Here is a 16,867-nt window from a genome sequence, read left to right as displayed (position 1 = left end):
CGATACGCGTTCCTTCCGGCAGAAATGCTCAGTTATAAGAGAGCTTCATGACTCGGCCAGGATTATAAGTAAAGCACGCATCTGCATCTCCCCTCTCCCAACGGAGAGAGGATCCGCATTGCGGGTTTACATGTCGCAATAGCGCAGAAAACGCTGCAGCGAGCTGGAAAGGTGTTTCTGACGATGATGAATGCACCACAGCGTGCGCACCAGTTTAGGCAACGGGAGCGGTATTTCGACCAGCGTGCCGGCCTCAAGCTGTTCAGCAATCACCCGCCGGGAGAGACAGCTGATGCCCAGCCCATGACGGACCGCGTGTTTGATGGCTTCCGAGTTGCCCAGCTCCATACTCAGCCGGAAATGCGGCAGGTGAGAGAGCAGCAGGTAATCGACAATTTCACGGGTACCGGAGCCCTGTTCCCGGAGGATCCACTGCGCCTGAGCCAGCCGTTCCAGCGTCACTTCACCCTGTAATAAAGAAGAGGCCGGCGAGGCGAACACCACCAGCTCATCTTCCAGCCAGGGTTCAGCAATGATATCGACGTTGTGACACGGCCCTTCAATCAAACCGATGTCCACGCGGAAATCGATCACCGCATTGATGACATCCTGGCTATTGCCAACGCTCATCTCCAGCGGCAGGGTCGGGAAATCCCGGCGATAGCGGGCAATCACTTCCGGCAGAATGTAATTGCCGATCGTACTGCTGGCGTAAACGCGGATGGCCCCGTTCTCTTCGCGGAACAATTGTTCGATTTCAGTCGCCTGCTCCAGCAATGCCAGCGCGCGCGGGTACAGCAGGCGGCCATGTTCATTGACGACCAGCCGTTTCCCCACTCTGTCGAAAAGCTGAACCCCCAGTTGCCCTTCCAGATCGGTCAGGGCCGCGCTTACCGCGGACTGGGACAGCGCCAGCATTTGCGAGGCCTGCGTCGTCGACCCGCTTTTCAGCACTTCGGCAAAAACTTCCAGCTGACGCAACGTAATGTGCATGGTTACTTACCACTTATATAGATTGATTATAAGTATATAATCAATTTTATTTTTAAGCCACAACGCCGTAACCTTTTAGCCAGATAAAGGAGAAGGTTATGTCAGAACACACCTTACAGCATCAACGTACATTGTGGCACTTCGTGCCGGGTCTTGCGCTCAGCGCGGTGGTAACTGGCGTAGCGTTATGGGGCGGCAGTATTCCGGCCGTCGCCGGGGCAGGTTTTAGTGCCTTAACGCTGGCAATATTGCTCGGCATGGTGGTGGGAAATACCGTTTACCCCCATATCTGGAAGTCCTGTGATGGCGGGGTTATTTTCGCCAAACAGCATCTGCTGCGCCTCGGGATTATCCTTTACGGCTTCCGCCTGACCTTTTCACAGATTGCGGACGTCGGCGTCAGCGGGATCGCTATTGACGTCCTGACCCTGACCAGCACCTTTTTACTGGCCTGCTTTATCGGCCAGAAAGTGTTTGGGCTGGATAAACAAACCAGTTGGCTGATTGGTGCCGGCAGCAGCATCTGCGGGGCTGCCGCGGTACTGGCAACCGAGCCTGTCGTTAAGGCAGAATCCAGCAAAGTGACGGTTGCCGTCGCGACCGTCGTCATTTTCGGTACGCTGGCGATTTTCCTCTACCCGGCCATGTACCCGCTGGTTGCGCACTGGTTTAGCCCGGAGACCTACGGCATTTATATTGGTTCAACCATGCATGAAGTGGCTCAGGTGGTGGCGGCGGGTCACGCTATTAATCCGGATGCGGAAAATGCCGCGGTCATTGCCAAAATGCTGCGCGTCATGATGCTGGCTCCGTTCCTGATTATCCTGGCCGCTCGCGTAAAACAACTCGCGCCGGCAGGCAGCAGCCAGAAGAGTAAAATCACCATTCCATGGTTTGCGATTCTTTTCATCGTGGTGGCGGTATTTAACTCCTTCCACCTGCTGCCGAAAGCCGTGGTGGATATGCTGGTCACGCTGGATACCGTCCTGCTGGCGATGGCGATGGCGGCGCTCGGGGTCACGACACACGTGAGCGCGCTGAAAAAAGCAGGTGCAAAACCGCTGCTGATGGCGCTGGTACTCTTCATCTGGCTGATCGTTGGCGGCGGTGCGATTAACCTCGCGGTACATAGCCTGATGGCATAAACCACTTCATCCTTCTCCTGTTAACCCGCTATCATACGTATTTCGGGTTAACAGGAGTCCCTTTATGAAATATGTTGGAGCGCACGTCAGCGCTGCAGGTGGCCTTGCGAATGCCGCCATTCGCGCCGCCGAAATTGAGGCGACCGCTTTCGCCCTGTTCACCAAGAACCAGCGCCAGTGGCGCGCCGCCCCGCTCACCTCTGAAGTGATTGATGATTTCAAAGCCGCCTGTGAGAAATACCACTACGGGCCGGGTCAAATCCTTCCCCACGACAGCTATCTCATTAACCTCGGCCATCCCGTGCAGGAGGCGCTGGAGAAATCCCGCGAGGCTTTTCTTGATGAAGTGCAGCGCTGCGAGCAGCTTGGGCTGACGCTGTTGAACTTCCATCCGGGAAGTCATCTGATGCAGATTGACGAAGATGCCTGTCTGGCGCGCATTGCCGAATCCATCAACATCACGCTGGATAAAACCCAGGGCGTGACGGCGGTCATCGAGAACACCGCCGGGCAGGGCAGTAACCTCGGCTTTAAGTTCGAACATCTGGCGGCCATTATTGACGGCGTGGAGGATAAATCCCGCGTGGGCGTATGTATTGATACCTGCCATGCCTTTGCCGCGGGTTACGATCTGCGAACGCTTGATGAGACGAAAAAGACCTTCGATGAGTTTGAACGCATTGTGGGCTTCAAGTATCTGCGCGGAATGCACTTGAACGATGCGAAAAGCGCGTTTGGCAGCCGCGTGGACCGCCATCACAGCCTCGGTGAAGGCAATATCGGCCACGATGCGTTTCGCTTTATTATGCAGGATGCCCGTTTCGACGGTATCCCGATGGTGCTGGAAACCATTAATCCGGACATCTGGGCAGAAGAGATTGCCTGGCTGAAGGCACAGCAAACCGCTGAACAGGCGGCATAAAAAAAGCCGGGTCGCATAAGCACCCGGCTTTTTTATTGTTTTACCGCTTACGCCGCTTTCGCGACCCCTTCCGCTTCCGGACGTTTCAGCACCGCGTAAGAGAGACCTGCCACCAGCGTACCGGCCACAATCGCCAGCAGATAACCCAGCACTGGCGTGATTGCACCTGGGATCAGCAGCACGAACAGACCGCCGTGTGGTGCCATCAGTTTCGCGCCAACCGCCATGGAGATAGCACCGGTTACCGCGCCCCCCACGATACAGCATGGCAGCACGCGCATTGGGTCACGCGCCGCGAACGGAATTGCCCCTTCGGTGATAAAGCACAGGCCAAGTACCAGGGCGGCTTTCCCCCCTTCCTGCTGCGCTTTGTCGAACTTACGACGTGCAATGATGGTTGCCAGGCCAAGAGCCAATGGTGGCACCATACCGGCCGCCATAATCGCTGCCATTGGCGCGTAGGTCTGGGTACTCAGCAGGCCAACACCGAATGCGTATGCTGCTTTGTTCACCGGGCCACCCATGTCGGTACACATCATGCCACCGAGAATAGCTCCCAGCAGTACCGCATTCGCAGTACCCATGGTTTGCAGCCAGTGGGTCAGACCCGCCAGGATACCCGCTACAGGTTTACCGATGAGGTAAATCATCGCCAGGCCCACCACCAGGCTGGAAATCAACGGGATGATCAGGATCGGTTTCAGCGCTTCCATACTCTGCGGCAGTTTCAGCTTCGAGCTGATAAGCTTCGCAACGTAACCCGCCAGGAAACCGGCAATGATACCGCCGATAAAGCCAGAACCGGTGCTCACCGCCAGCATACCGCCGATAAGACCCGGCGTCAGGCCCGGACGGTCAGCGATGGAGAAGGCGATAAAGCCTGCCAGCACCGGCACCATCAGGGCAAACGCGGAACCACCACCAATCTGCATCAGGGCGGCAGCCAGCGTGCCTTCTTCTTTAAACGCGGTAATACCAAACGCGAACGAGAGGGCAATACACAGACCGCCCGCCACCACCATCGGCAGCATATAAGACACGCCGGTCAGCAGATGGCGATAGGCGCCAGCTGACTCTTTCTTACCTTCCGTCGCAGTTTGCGTGGACCCCGTTGCCTGATACGGCTTCGCTTCCACCAGCGCTTTATCAAACTCCTGAGCAGTCTTTTTCAGCGCCAGGCCCGTTGACGTGCGGTACATCGGCTTACCGGCAAATTTCGCCAGGTCCACTTCGATGTCAGCCGCAACCATCACCAGATCGGCTTCAGCCACCTCTTCAGGGGTGATTGCGTTGCCCGCACCAACGGATCCACGTGTTTCAACTTTTACCCACCAGCCGCGTTTTTTCGCTTCGGTTTCAATGGCTTCAGCCGCCATAAAGGTATGAGCCACGCCCGTCGGGCAGGCCGTGATCGCCACAATACGTTTTGGTCCGGACGCGGCAACCGGCGCCGCGACCGGTGCGCTGTAAACAGACGCATGACCTTTCGCTTCGCTCAGGAACAGCTCCGGGTGTGCCACCGCGCGATTGATGTCGCCCAGCCACACTTTTTTGCCATTCAGCGCACTGTCAGCGGGAATGTTATCACCCAGAACAATCACCATTTCGGCGTCGCCCGGGTTATCCGTCATCTCGAGATGTGCTTTGTTCGCCGCCGCTCCCAGCAAGGTCTTCGCCATATAGGCGCGAGCCTGTCCGAGACCGGAGTCAATGATCAGCAGCGTTTTCATTATTCCTCTCCTGCTGTTAGTTAAAAGGTTTTAAGTCAACGCGCGCCATCATCGCGGCTAACTGGGTACGATCGGTAATACCGACATTGCTCTGGCTAACGGCCAGGGCAGCAACGGCGGTGGCAAGACGTAAAGTATGTTCACTGGATTCACGCATCAGCAGGCCATAAATCAGACCGCCAACCATTGAATCCCCTGCGCCAACGGTGCTGACAACGTCAACCGATGGCGGTTTGGCGATCCATTCGCCAGAAGCGTTAACCCACAGCGCCCCTTCTGCACCAAGAGAGATAACCACGTGAGCGATACCCTGCTCGCGCAGCGCATGGGCAGCGTCAATCACATCTTTTAATTCTGGCAGCTTACGGCCAGCCCAGATCTCCAGTTCGCGGCGATTCGGCTTCACCAGCCACGGCGAGGCTTTCAGGCCGGCGACCAGCGCGTCACGGCTGCTGTCAAAAATAATGCATGGGCACTGGCTTCGCAGGCGCGTCATCCAGTCGGTGAACGCTTCCGGGCTCACGCCGGACGGCAGGCTGCCGCTGACGCAGACCATGTCGAACTGACCAAGCCAGGTCAGAGAGTCGTTCACGAAGCGCTCCCAGTCTGACGGAGTCACCTCGAAGCCTGAGAAGTTCAGATCGGTCACTTCGCCGTCTTTCTCCGTCAGCTTGACGTTGATACGGGTACGGCCCTGAACAACCTGAAAACGATTAGCAATCCCCAGTTCGCTGAACAGCTGCTGGAAACCATCCTGGTTATCTTTACCGAGGAATCCGCCCACGGTGACATCGATACCGAGATCCTTGAGCACTTTCGCGACGTTAATCCCTTTACCTGCAGCATGCAGGCCAGTGGTACGCACGAGGTTTACTTCGCCGCGCTCAATCTCCGGGCAAAACCCCACCAGGTCATATGCCGGGTTCAGCGTAATAGTCGCAACACGTCTGCTCATTATGCGCCCTCCCCCAGACCTGCCGCGATGGCGTCGCCAATCGCTTTCAGCGCCTGTTCAGCATCAGCACCCTGTGCGGTAAAGCGCAGACGGTGACCTTTCTTCACGCCCAGCGCGACAACTTTCATCAGGCTACGGCCGTTGGCCGGTTTGCCCGTGCCATCAAGGTTAGTCACGGTAATCTCACTTTCGAATTGTTTAATGGTATTCACCAGCATGGTGCCAGGACGGGCATGCAGGCCGTGCTCGTTACGCACTACAAACTCAGCGGTCAGCACGTCATCAGTCAGCACATCATCGCTGGTCAGCAGCGCCAGCAGCGTGCTTGCGTCAGCGTTCAGCAGTTTTTCAGCCTTGTCATTCAGCAGCAGATCGCCAAGACGTTTTAGCGCGGAAACCGGCTGTTCATCGGTCATCGCGACGGTGACCAGCATCGCAGCGTGCGCGCCCTCAACGTCAAACGCGTTGGCCGCGCGGCTCACCGCGATAGCGCTGCGCAGGTTGCCTTCAGCACTGTCGTTCAGCCAGATACCTTGTCCCAGGTTCAGCGGCTTCTCATTGATAACGCGCGTGATAAAGGACGCGTCTACCGCACCGGCTTCTTTCAGACGGCCTGCGTTCAGCGCCTGCAGCGTGACCAGATCGCTCGCCACAACATCCAGGGTCAATGTTTCATTATCCAGTTTCAGCGCTTCACTCTGTTTTTCGCCCATCAGCAACGCGCGCAGCTCTTCCGCCGTCGTCGCGGACTTCAGCTGTTCAGCCACCGAATCATCGCTCAGCACATGCGTCAGCTGACGCAGCAGGCCCAGGTGCTCGTCGCTGCTGGCAGCGATACCGATTGCCACGTAAGCAACCTGACCGTCGCCCCACACCACACCCTGAGGGAACTGATAAACTTGAACGCCGGTTTTCAGCACCTGATCGCGGGTGTCCGTTGTACCGTGCGGAATGGCAATGCCATTGCCGAGGAAAGTGGAGGTCTGCTGCTCGCGCGCCAGCATGCCGTTAACGTAGCCGTCCGCGACATTACCCGCCTGCACAAGGGCAGCGGCAACCTGGCGAATGGCCTCTTCTTTGTTCCCGGCCTGAGCGCCCGGGTGGATATCCTGAACAGATAACTGGAACATGGTTCTCCTCTCCTGCTGAACTTGAATCGTTTCAGCTTAAATGAGAAAAAATGCGCTAGCCTGCTCCGTTTGTTAAAACAAGATAGCGCTGAAACGTTTCAAAAAGTCTTGCGCTTTCTGCTTAACCTTGCAAGAAAAGTTACAAATGGCGATGCAGAATTTAGAGATACAGCACATTTCTTCTTCGCTCAGCTGAATCTTGCTGACGTTCAGCAAGTCAGTTTCAGCTAAGTTCAGCCCGCGACTATTAATTGAAATGGCATTTTGATTTTTCGTGGCGAAATTGACCGCAGTACCTGTTTATTTTCTGACAAGCGTCGTACACTCCGCGTCTCTTTATGACTTGCTGATACTAAAAGTATGCATAACACCCCTGCCGCCGCCTCGCCAAAACCCTTTGATTTGACGTCCACGGCGTTTTTGATTGTTGCCTTCCTTACCGGCATTGCCGGGGCGTTACAGACGCCCACGCTGAGCCTGTTTCTGACCAATGAAGTCCACGCCCGTCCGGCAATGGTTGGCTTCTTTTTTACCGGCAGTGCCATCATCGGCATTCTGGTGAGTCAGTTTCTGGCGGGGCGTTCCGACAGAAAAGGCGATCGTAAAAGTCTGATCGTCTTTTGCTGCCTTCTCGGGGTGTTTGCCTGCGTGTTGTTTGCTTTTAACCGCAACTATTTCATCCTGCTGTTCGTGGGGGTGTTCCTGAGCAGCTTCGGTTCCACGGCGAACCCGCAGATGTTCGCCCTCGCCCGCGAGCACGCCGACCATACCGGTCGTGAAGCGGTGATGTTCAGCTCTATTCTGCGTGCCCAGGTGTCGCTGGCATGGGTCATTGGCCCGCCGCTGGCGTATGCCCTGGCGATGGGGTTTGGCTTTACGGTGATGTACCTGAGTGCGGCTGTCGCGTTTGTGGTGTGCGGCACCATGGTGTGGTTCTTCCTGCCGTCGATGCGCAAAGAGCCCAAAGTGGCTTCAGGCGTACTGGAAGCCCCGCGCCGTAACCGTCGTGATGCGCTGCTCCTGTTTGTTATCTGTACGTTGATGTGGGGAACAAACAGCCTTTATATTATCAACATGCCGCTGTTTATTATTGATGAGCTGCATCTGCCAGAGAAGCTGGCGGGCATTATGATGGGAACCGCGGCCGGGCTTGAGATCCCGACCATGCTGATCGCGGGCTATTACGCGAAGCGTTTCGGAAAGCGTTTTTTAATGCGCATCGCGGCTGTCGCAGGACTGCTGTTCTATATCGGTATGCTGACGGTGCACACGCCAGGACTCTTGCTGGCATTGCAGCTTCTCAACGCCATTTATATCGGCATACTCGCCGGGATTGGCATGCTCTATTTCCAGGACCTGATGCCAGGCCAGGCAGGCTCCGCCACCACCCTTTATACCAATACCACTCGCGTGGGCTGGATTATTGCAGGCTCAATGGCCGGCATCGTGGCCGAGATCTGGAGCTATCACACGGTATTCTGGATTGCGCTGGTGATGTGTACGCTGACGATAGGGTGTCTGGCGCGAATTAAGGACGTTTAAGGGGCGGTGAGCGCTTCCAGCTCAAGAAGGTAGGTGATCGCCTGCTCGCGCGTGCTGCCGCACATCTCCGCGGACGGCTGAAGGCCGGAACAGACTTTCGGGCGCAGCGGGGAACCAAAGATCATGCACAGGTTATTTTCAGCAAGCTGCACACAGCGGGTATTGGCAGGTTTGCCGTCCGGCATGCCAGGAATGGGGCTTGAAATGGACGGTGCGGTACAACACGCGCCACAATCGGGACGACAATCCATACAGGCTCTCTTTCGCTGAAGAACGCCCGCGCAGTCGGGCATTGCGCGCACAGTAACACCTTTTGTGTATTGATAGCAAAAGCCACGAATTCCGCTTGCCTGAAAGGCCGAGCACGAGTAATTTGGCGCGATATTTTTTACCACCCGTAAACAGGATTACTGCAATGCCAAGAGCGAACGAAATTAAGAAAGGTATGGTACTGAATTACAACGGCAAGCTGCTGATTGTGAAAGATATCGATATTCAGGCCCCGAGCGCCCGTGGTGCAGCAACGCTGTACAAAATGCGTTTCGCCGATGTGCGTACCGGTCTGAAAGTGGAAGAACGTTTTAAAGGTGACGATATCGTTGATACCGTGACCCTGACCCGCCGCTATGTTGATTTTTCCTACATTGATGGCAACGAATACGTGTTCATGGATAAAGAAGATTACACCCCGTATATCTTCACCAAAGATCAGATTGAAGAAGAACTCCTCTTTATTCCTGAAGGCGGGATGCCTGACATGCAGGTTCTGACCTGGGATGGCGTGCTGCTGGCGCTGGAGCTGCCGCAGACCGTGGATCTGGAAATCGTGGAAACGGCTCCGGGCATCAAAGGTGCATCCGCAAGTGCCCGCAACAAACCAGCAACCCTGACGACCGGTCTGGTGGTGCAGGTGCCAGAATACCTCTCCGCGGGCGAGAAAATCCGCATCCATATCGAAGAAAAACGCTATATGGGTCGCGCAGACTAATGCGATATTCGCCCGGTGGCACAACGCCACCGGGCAACAGACGTTACAGCAGTTCCGGGTATTTCGTCATCTTCAGCGCCAGCTCAACGCCCCGCACTTCCGCCATGCCTTTCAGACGACCAATCGCCGAATAACCTGGGTTCGTTTTCTTACGCAGATCGTCCAGCATCTGGTGACCATGATCGGGACGGAACGGGATAGGACGAACGTCACCCGCGTGCTTACGACGTACCTCTTCCGCCAGAATCGCATCCACTACCGCGACCATATTCACATCGCCGCCCAGGTGCGCTGCTTCATGGAAGGTTTTTGGATTATCCTCACGGCAGGTCGCACGCAGATGCGTGAAGTGAATACGATCGCCGAAGGTTTCAATCATCTGCACCAGATCGTTATCCGCACGCACGCCGTAAGAGCCGGTACACATGGTGAATCCGTTATAGATACTGTCCACGGTCTCTTTCAGCCACTGCATATCTTCAATCGTGGACACGATACGCGGTAAACCGAGAATAGGACGCGGAGGATCGTCCGGGTGCACAGCCAGGCGTACGCCCGCTTCTTCCGCTACCGGTACGATAGCGCGCAGGAAAAACGCCATGTTTTCACGCAGCTGGTTTTTATCAATATTCCCGTATTCCGCCAGTCGCGCGCGGAACTGATCCAGCGTATAGCCCTCTTCAGCGCCCGGCAGGCCAGCAATAATATTGCGGGTCAGCTTTTCAATCTCGGCGTCACTGGCTGCGTTAAACCACGCGAGCGCCTGCTGCTGCTCTTCAGCCGTGTAATCGGCTTCTGCACCAGGACGTTTCAGGATGTGCAGCTCAAATGCGGCAAAGGCAATCTGATCGAAACGCAGCGCTTTTGAGCCGTCCGGCAACGTGTACTCGAGATCGGTGCGCGTCCAGTCAAGAATGGGCATGAAGTTATAGCAAACAGTATCAATACCGCAGGCCGCCAGGTGACGAATGCTCTGCTGGTAGTTGGCAATCCAGGTCTGATAATCACCTGAATGGGTTTTGATATCTTCGTGAACCGGGATGCTTTCCACCACAGACCAGGTCAGGCCTTTTTCCGCCAGCAGCGCCTGACGCTTTTTGATTTCTTCAATCGGCCATACCTGACCATTAGGAATGTGATGCAGCGCCGTCACGACACCCGTTGCGCCAGCCTGACGCACATCATCAAGAGAAACCGGATCGTTCGGCCCGTACCAACGCCAGGTCTGTTCCATTGCCTCACCTCTAAAGTTGTTATACCAATATGGATGACTACGATGACGACTACCATACATGTTTGCCGTAAAGGGTCAACACACCGCCACACATTGATTGATCAAACTCACACTTCGGGGATATTTACGGCTCACCAATTTTATTTGCTGTCATATAACTTTACACTGGCGTTGTTAATTAATGGTTAATCAGGTGTGTATTTCATGAAGACAATTGCCTCCACCTCGCTTCCTGCCCATGTCCAGCTCCCTCGCTACGATCGTAAGCAGTTACGCTCTCGCATCGTCCATTTTGGCTTCGGCGCATTTCACCGCGCGCATCAGGCCTTGTTAACAAACCGGGTGCTGAATGAGAAAGGCGGCGACTGGGGTATTTGTGAGATTAGCCTCTTCAGCGGCGACGTGCTGATGAGCCAGTTGCGCGCACAGGATCATCTCTTCACCGTGCTGGAAAAAGGGGCGGAGGGAAACCAGCCGATTATCGTCGGTGCCGTCCATGAATGTCTGAACGCAAAACTGGATTCTCTGCCTGCCATCATTGAGAAATTTTGTGAACCTCAGGTCGCCATTGTGTCGCTCACCATCACAGAGAAAGGTTATTGCATCGATCCCGCCACCGGTAATCTGGATTTGCACAACTCCCGGATCGTTCACGATCTGGAGAACCCGTCTGAACCGCACTCCGCGCCAGGGATCCTGGTCGAGGCGCTCCACCGCCGCCGTGAACGCGGTTTGTCCGCTTTTACCGTCCTCTCCTGCGACAACATCCCTGATAACGGCCATGTGGTGAAAAACGCGGTACTGGGGATGGCCCAGAAACGCGACCCGGCGCTGGCAGAGTGGATTGATTCACATGTGAGCTTTCCGGGGACCATGGTCGACCGAATTGTCCCCGCCGCGACCGAGGCGTCGCTGGCAGAAATCACGCAGGAGCTTGGAGTAGAAGATCCTTGTGCCATCAGCTGCGAACCGTTTATTCAGTGGGTAGTGGAAGACAACTTTGTTGCCGGACGCCCGGCATGGGAAGTGGCTGGCGTACAAATGGTGCAGGACGTGCTGCCGTGGGAACAGATGAAATTGCGCATGCTCAACGGCAGCCACTCTTTCCTCGCGTATCTGGGCTACCTCGCCGGGTATGCGCACATCAACGAATGTATGGAAGACACCGCTTTTCGCGAAGCCGCACGTCGGTTAATGCTGAATGAGCAGGCTCCTACGCTGCGTATTAAGGATGTCGACCTCACGGCTTATGCCGATAGTCTGCTTGAACGCTTTGCCAATCCGGCACTGCAGCACCGGACCTGGCAAATTGCGATGGACGGAAGCCAGAAATTGCCGCAGCGCATGCTGGATGGGATCCGCATCCATCTTGAACGTAAAACCGCGTGGCCGCTGCTGGCCCTGGGCGTTGCAGGCTGGATCCGCTACGTCAGCGGAACCGACGAGCGTGGCGACGCGATTGATGTGCGCGATCCGCTGAGCGATAAAATCCGCACCATTGTTGCAGCCAGCAGCGACGCTGAGCGCGTCAACGCCCTGCTGGGGCTGAGTGAAATCTTTGGTCACGATCTCGCACAAAACAGCATTTTCGTGGAGGCCATCAGCCAGGCCTATCAGCGCATCGCCCGCCATGGCGCGCGTCAGGCTGTTATCGAAACGTTAAATATTTAGCGATTATTGCGCTTAAGGCGAACGGCGATTGCCTCCGTTCGCCCTCCCCCTTCTCATTGCGCCCGTTTTTCGCCAGGATGATGGATAATTGTTATAGCATCACAATTATCGACTGGAGCGCACGTGACCAAAACCAACCTCATTACCGGTTTTCTCGGCAGCGGTAAAACCACCTCAATTCTCCACCTGCTGGCCAATAAGGATCCGGCAGAAAAATGGGCCGTCCTAGTTAATGAATTTGGCGAAGTGGGTATTGATGGCGCATTACTGGCAGACAGCGGCGCGATGATCAAAGAGATCCCCGGTGGCTGCATGTGCTGCGTAAATGGTCTGCCGATGCAGGTCGGGCTGAATACGCTGCTGCGTCAGGGCAAACCAGACCGTCTGCTGATTGAACCGACCGGGCTGGGTCATCCGAAGCAAATTCTCGATTTACTGACCGCGCCGGTCTACGAGCCGTGGATCGATCTGCGTGCCACGCTGTGCCTGCTGGACCCCCGTCAGCTGCTGGACGAAAAAGCCGTGACCAACGAGAACTTCCGCGACCAGCTCGCCTCGGCAGATATTATCGTCGCCAATAAAGAGGATCGCGCAACGGCGGAAAGCCAGTCCGCGCTGGAGACATGGTGGCAGCACTTCGGTGGCAACCGTCAGCGGGTGCAGACCACCCAGGGGAAAATTGATAACGCCCTGCTTGACCTGCCTCGCCTGAACCTGGCGGCGCTCCCGACAAGCGCGGAACATGCCCACAGCCATCCGCAAAAACAGGGTCTGGCTGCCCTGAGTCTGCCGGAACACCAGCGCTGGCGTCGTAACCTTAACAGCGGCCAGGGCTATCAGGCCTGCGGATGGATTTTCGATGCGGATACCGTATTCGACACCATCGGCATACTCGAATGGGCCAGACTGGCTCCGGTCGATCGTGTTAAAGGGATCATGCGCACCCCGGACGGGCTGGTGCGGATCAACCGTCAGGGCGAAGATTTCTTTATCGAAACGCAAAATGTGGCGCCACCTGATAGCCGAATAGAGTTAATTAGTGCGGTTAATGCCGACTGGAATGCCCTGCAGTCCAGCCTGTTGAAGCTTCGTTTAAGTTTGGGCGGCTAACGTTGCCCCAGATTTCACTCTATGCTGAATGTTATGACGACTCGACTTCCCCTGATATTACTGCTTAATGTCGCCGGTCTGGCGCTCTTTTTCTCCTGGTATATCCCGGCGAATCATGGTGTCTGGTTTCCGCTGGATTCTGCCATTTTTCACTTCTTCAACCAGGAACTGGTGAAGAGCGAAGCCTTCCTGTGGCTGGTAGCTATCACGAATAACCGCGCCTTTGACGGCTGCTCGCTGCTGGCGATGGGCGGCCTGATGCTCTCTTTCTGGCTGAAAGAGGACAAAACAGGACGCCGCCGTATTCTGATTATTGGTTTGATGATGTTGCTGCTTGCGGTGGTAATTAACCAGCTGGCAACGGCCATTATTCCGGTTAAGCGTTCCAGCCCAACGCTCTTCTTCCCCGATATTTATCGCGTCAGCGAGCTGCTGCATATTCCAACGAAAGATGCGTCGAAGGCCAGTTTCCCGGGCGATCACGGAATGATGCTGCTTATTTTTTCCGGCGTGATGCTCCGCTATTTCGGCCGAAAAGCCTTTGCGATAGCCCTGATTATTTTTGTGGTTTTTTCCTTCCCACGGGTAATGATTGGCGCTCACTGGTTTACTGATATTGCAGTCGGTTCGCTCTCTTCTGTGCTGGTTGCGCTGCCGTGGTGTCTGATGACACCGCTGAGCGACAAGATAATAGCCGTGTTCGATCGCTACCTCCCCGGCAAAACGCAACAAATCAGAAACCAATAATTAACCTTAATTAACACTATGCATCAGGGATCGTTTTGATCCTTGATGCACTTTTCTCCCCTTTCACCCCCTCCCGTCATCATTTCGTCACAATATTCGTGATAAAAATGAATGTGTTGCACGGTTTTTAACCTTGATCGTGCGTTTTTTGAACAATTATCAATTTTTACTTTCTGTATCACAATTTCTTATAAAAAAAAGGCTTTTTTTGCTCGCAATACCCCAGGCAATCGGTTAATCTCGAACTCGTTTTGCCCCATAGAGATAATTATTTCGCTGGTGAATAAATTTGTGCGCTACGCCACAAATGTGATCAGAAAGAATTGTCTCATTGTGAACAGATAATTAGTCTCGTCACGTTTGGCATTTTTTATAACGATATTTGTCGTTAAGGACTTCAAGGGATAATAAACAAAATGGTCAAATCTCAACCGATTTTGAGATATATCTTACGGGGGATCCCGGCGATAGCAGTGGCGGTACTGTTATCTGCATGTAGTACATCGAACACCGCAAAGAATATGCATCCTGAGACGCGTGTTGTGGGAATGGAAGATTCCTCGTCACTGCAAGCCTCTCAGGATGAATTTGAAAATATGGTACGTAATCTGGACGTGAAGTCCCGTATTATGGACCAGTATGCTGACTGGAAAGGCGTGCGTTATCGTCTTGGCGGCAGCACCAAAAAAGGCATTGATTGTTCCGGTTTCGTACAGCGTACTTTCCGTGAGCAGTTTGGGTTAGACCTTCCGCGTTCAACTTACGAACAGCAGGAGATGGGCAAGTCGATTTCACGCACTAAACTGCGCACCGGGGATTTAGTCCTGTTCCGTGCGGGTTCGACAGGTCGACATGTTGGCATTTACATTGGCAATGACCAGTTTGTACATGCCTCCACCAGCAGCGGTGTGACCATTTCCAGCATGAACGAACCTTACTGGAAGAAGCGCTATAACGAAGCGCGCCGCGTACTGACCCGCAGTTAAAATAATCATTGTATCGTTGGTTATCCCTTGGCCGGCGATATGATAAAAAAAAGCACTGCTTCGGCGGTGTTTTTTTTTGCCCGTTACACTGAATACATTCAGCGGCAATCCAGGAACCACGACGTCTATGTTCACCCGCTACTTCTCCAGTAATCGCAAGATACTTTTCCTCAGCCTTATCACCGGCCTGATCACAGCCCTGCTCCTGGGTTCATTGCAATTTTTCTGGAGCTACCACAAGCGGGAAGTCAGATTCGACACCCTGATTGACGACGTGAGCATCTACATGGAAAGCTACTTCGATGAGTTGAAAAGCTCTATCGATCTCCTTCAGCCGCTCACGCTGAACAGCTGCCACGACGTCAACGCTGAGCTGACCTCTCGCGCGGCCTTTAGCCTTAACGTGCGCGCCTTTTTGCTGGTCAGGGATAAACTGGCGTACTGCTCTTCAGCCACCGGTCCGATGAACGTCCCGATGGAAGAACTGATACCCGAGCTGCACATTGATAAACAGATTGATATGGCGTTACTGCCGGGTACACCGATGATGCCGCACAGACCCGCGATTGCCATCTGGTATCGAAATCCGCTGGTGAAGGATGGCGGCGTGTTTACTTCGGTAAACATCAACCTGACTCCGTATATGCTTTACACCGCACGCCAGAACGAGTTCGCGGGCATTGCCATCATCATTGGCGACAATGCGTTGTCGACCAGGTCCGCCACACTGGTTAAGGCACAGGATTTACATGAAACGCCGGCACGCACCGCGACCCTAAAAGAGGTTCCGCTGACGATCAAACTGTACGCCGAAGAGTGGACGAGCGATGAAATCCTGTTCGCGGTGTTCTTTGGACTGGTCTGCGGGATCGCGGCCGGCTCGCTTAATTTCTATATCCTCACCACGCGTCTTAACCCAGGCAAAGAGATCCTGAGCGCCATTAAACGCGGTCAGTTTTATGTGGTGTATCAGCCTGTTGTGGATGCCGAGACGCTGCAAATGCGTGGTGTCGAAGTCCTGATGCGCTGGAAACACCCGACGATGGGGGAAATTCCGCCTGATGCCTTTATCAACTTCGCCGAAGCGCAGAAGCTGATTGTGCCGCTGACGCTGCATCTCTTTGACCTCATCATCCGCGACGCGCCGGTATTACAGACCCTTCTGCCACCGGGCGCAAAACTGGGCATTAACATTGCGCCGGGGCATCTTCATGCGGAAAGCTTCAAAGAGGATATGCGCACTTTCCTGGACTTAATGCCGCCGGATCATTTCCAGATTGTGCTGGAAATCACCGAACGCGATATGGTTAACCATCGGGAAGCCAACAATCTTTTCGAATGGCTGCACAATGAAGGCTTTGAAATTGCGATTGATGATTTTGGTACCGGCCACAGTGCGCTGATTTACCTTGAGCGTTTCACCATGGATTACATCAAAATTGACCGGGGTTTTGTCAATGCGATCGGGACGGAAACCGTGACCTCCCCGGTGCTTGATGCCGTACTCACCCTGGCAAGACGACTGAATATGTCGACCGTCGCCGAAGGGGTGGAGACGCCGGAGCAGGCAGCCTGGCTGCGCGAACATGGCGTTGTTTTCCTTCAGGGTTACTGGATTAGCCGCCCGATGCCGCTGGAGCAGTTCCGCCAATGGCAGCCTGAACGTTGAATGATTTCACATTGCCCGTGACGTCACTTATTATTCAGCTTAACT

At 54.6% G+C, this 16,867-nt stretch carries 15 protein-coding genes; 9 read left to right on the top strand and 6 right to left on the bottom strand.

Translation table 11 applies throughout. From position 1 onward, the window contains the following. Window positions 1–126 precede the first annotated feature (126 nt). Entirely contained in the window at window positions 127–993 is an 867-nt protein-coding gene (yieE, locus tag HV157_RS22525) for a DNA-binding transcriptional regulator YeiE (protein ID WP_014170915.1), read from the bottom strand. Window positions 994–1,091: 98 nt separating this feature from the next. Here yieE and HV157_RS22520 point away from each other — a divergent pair, with 98 nt between their 5' ends. Continuing rightward, window positions 1,092–2,138 carry a YeiH family protein gene (locus HV157_RS22520; protein WP_032678578.1) on the top strand — a complete coding sequence of 349 codons (1,047 nt, stop codon included), beginning with the start codon at window positions 1,092–1,094 and terminating at the stop codon, window positions 2,136–2,138. 64 nt (window positions 2,139–2,202) lie between these two features. Further along, window positions 2,203–3,060: a deoxyribonuclease IV gene (gene nfo / locus HV157_RS22515; RefSeq protein WP_014170917.1), complete on the top strand. Its 858-nt coding sequence runs from the start codon at window positions 2,203–2,205 to the stop codon at window positions 3,058–3,060. 47 nt (window positions 3,061–3,107) lie between these two features. Here the strand turns inward: nfo and fruA are convergent, their stop codons facing one another. From fruA to fruB, 3 genes are read right to left on the bottom strand one after another with little or no spacing between them, the layout of a single operon-like run. Beyond that, window positions 3,108–4,790 carry a PTS fructose transporter subunit IIBC gene (gene fruA / locus HV157_RS22510; protein WP_151887812.1) on the bottom strand — a complete coding sequence of 561 codons (1,683 nt, stop codon included), beginning with the start codon at window positions 4,788–4,790 and terminating at the stop codon, window positions 3,108–3,110. Window positions 4,791–4,806: 16 nt separating this feature from the next. Continuing rightward, on the bottom strand, window positions 4,807–5,745 hold the full coding sequence (fruK, locus tag HV157_RS22505) for a 1-phosphofructokinase (protein WP_014170919.1): 939 nt from the start codon (window positions 5,743–5,745) through the stop codon (window positions 4,807–4,809). Continuing rightward, window positions 5,745–6,875: a fused PTS fructose transporter subunit IIA/HPr protein gene (fruB, locus tag HV157_RS22500; protein ID WP_014170920.1), complete on the bottom strand. Its 1,131-nt coding sequence runs from the start codon at window positions 6,873–6,875 to the stop codon at window positions 5,745–5,747. The genes fruK and fruB overlap by 1 nt, the downstream gene beginning before the upstream one ends. 360 nt (window positions 6,876–7,235) lie before the next feature. Here fruB and setB point away from each other — a divergent pair, with 360 nt between their 5' ends. Continuing rightward, the gene (gene setB / locus HV157_RS22495) at window positions 7,236–8,417 is read left to right on the top strand and encodes a sugar efflux transporter SetB (RefSeq protein ID WP_014170922.1); all 1,182 of its coding nucleotides are present in this window, start codon (window positions 7,236–7,238) and stop codon (window positions 8,415–8,417) included. On the opposite strand, the gene HV157_RS22490 is transcribed toward setB, so the two are convergent. After that, window positions 8,414–8,668: a YkgJ family cysteine cluster protein gene (locus HV157_RS22490; RefSeq protein WP_182268946.1), complete on the bottom strand. Its 255-nt coding sequence runs from the start codon at window positions 8,666–8,668 to the stop codon at window positions 8,414–8,416. The genes setB and HV157_RS22490 overlap by 4 nt on opposite strands. A 164-nt stretch (window positions 8,669–8,832) precedes the next feature. On the opposite strand from HV157_RS22490, the gene yeiP reads away from it, so the two are divergent. Then, window positions 8,833–9,405 (top strand): elongation factor P-like protein YeiP, encoded by a 573-nt coding sequence (gene yeiP / locus HV157_RS22485; RefSeq protein ID WP_008500940.1) that lies wholly within the window; start codon window positions 8,833–8,835, stop codon window positions 9,403–9,405. Between the two features lie 43 nt (window positions 9,406–9,448). On the opposite strand, the gene uxuA is transcribed toward yeiP, so the two are convergent. Further along, on the bottom strand, window positions 9,449–10,639 hold the full coding sequence (gene uxuA / locus HV157_RS22480; RefSeq protein ID WP_032678583.1) for a mannonate dehydratase: 1,191 nt from the start codon (window positions 10,637–10,639) through the stop codon (window positions 9,449–9,451). Between the two features lie 204 nt (window positions 10,640–10,843). Between uxuA and HV157_RS22475 the strand changes: the two genes are divergently transcribed. The 5 genes from HV157_RS22475 to HV157_RS22455 all read left to right on the top strand — a co-directional run bounded on the left by HV157_RS22475 (window position 10,844) and on the right by HV157_RS22455 (window position 16,822). After that, window positions 10,844–12,310, top strand: coding sequence for a fructuronate reductase (locus HV157_RS22475; RefSeq protein ID WP_151711875.1), 1,467 nt, complete (start codon window positions 10,844–10,846; stop codon window positions 12,308–12,310). A gap of 123 nt (window positions 12,311–12,433) precedes the next feature. Then, the gene (locus HV157_RS22470) at window positions 12,434–13,420 is read left to right on the top strand and encodes a GTP-binding protein (RefSeq protein WP_151711874.1); all 987 of its coding nucleotides are present in this window, start codon (window positions 12,434–12,436) and stop codon (window positions 13,418–13,420) included. A gap of 33 nt (window positions 13,421–13,453) precedes the next feature. Continuing rightward, window positions 13,454–14,167: a phosphatase PAP2 family protein gene (locus HV157_RS22465; RefSeq protein WP_181240594.1), complete on the top strand. Its 714-nt coding sequence runs from the start codon at window positions 13,454–13,456 to the stop codon at window positions 14,165–14,167. A gap of 416 nt (window positions 14,168–14,583) precedes the next feature. Next, a complete protein-coding gene (gene mepS, locus HV157_RS22460) occupies window positions 14,584–15,153 on the top strand; it encodes a bifunctional murein DD-endopeptidase/murein LD-carboxypeptidase (RefSeq protein WP_014170930.1) in 570 nt (189 codons plus the stop codon). 127 nt (window positions 15,154–15,280) lie between these two features. Further along, window positions 15,281–16,822, top strand: a complete 1,542-nt coding sequence (locus tag HV157_RS22455; protein ID WP_020883182.1) for a cyclic di-GMP phosphodiesterase — start codon at window positions 15,281–15,283, stop codon at window positions 16,820–16,822. Window positions 16,823–16,867: the final 45 nt, after the last annotated feature.

The organism is Enterobacter sp. RHBSTW-00318, from assembly GCF_014101375.1.
Classification (GTDB): domain Bacteria; phylum Pseudomonadota; class Gammaproteobacteria; order Enterobacterales; family Enterobacteriaceae; genus Enterobacter; species Enterobacter ludwigii.
This window is presented reverse-complemented; position numbering and strand designations above follow the sequence as displayed.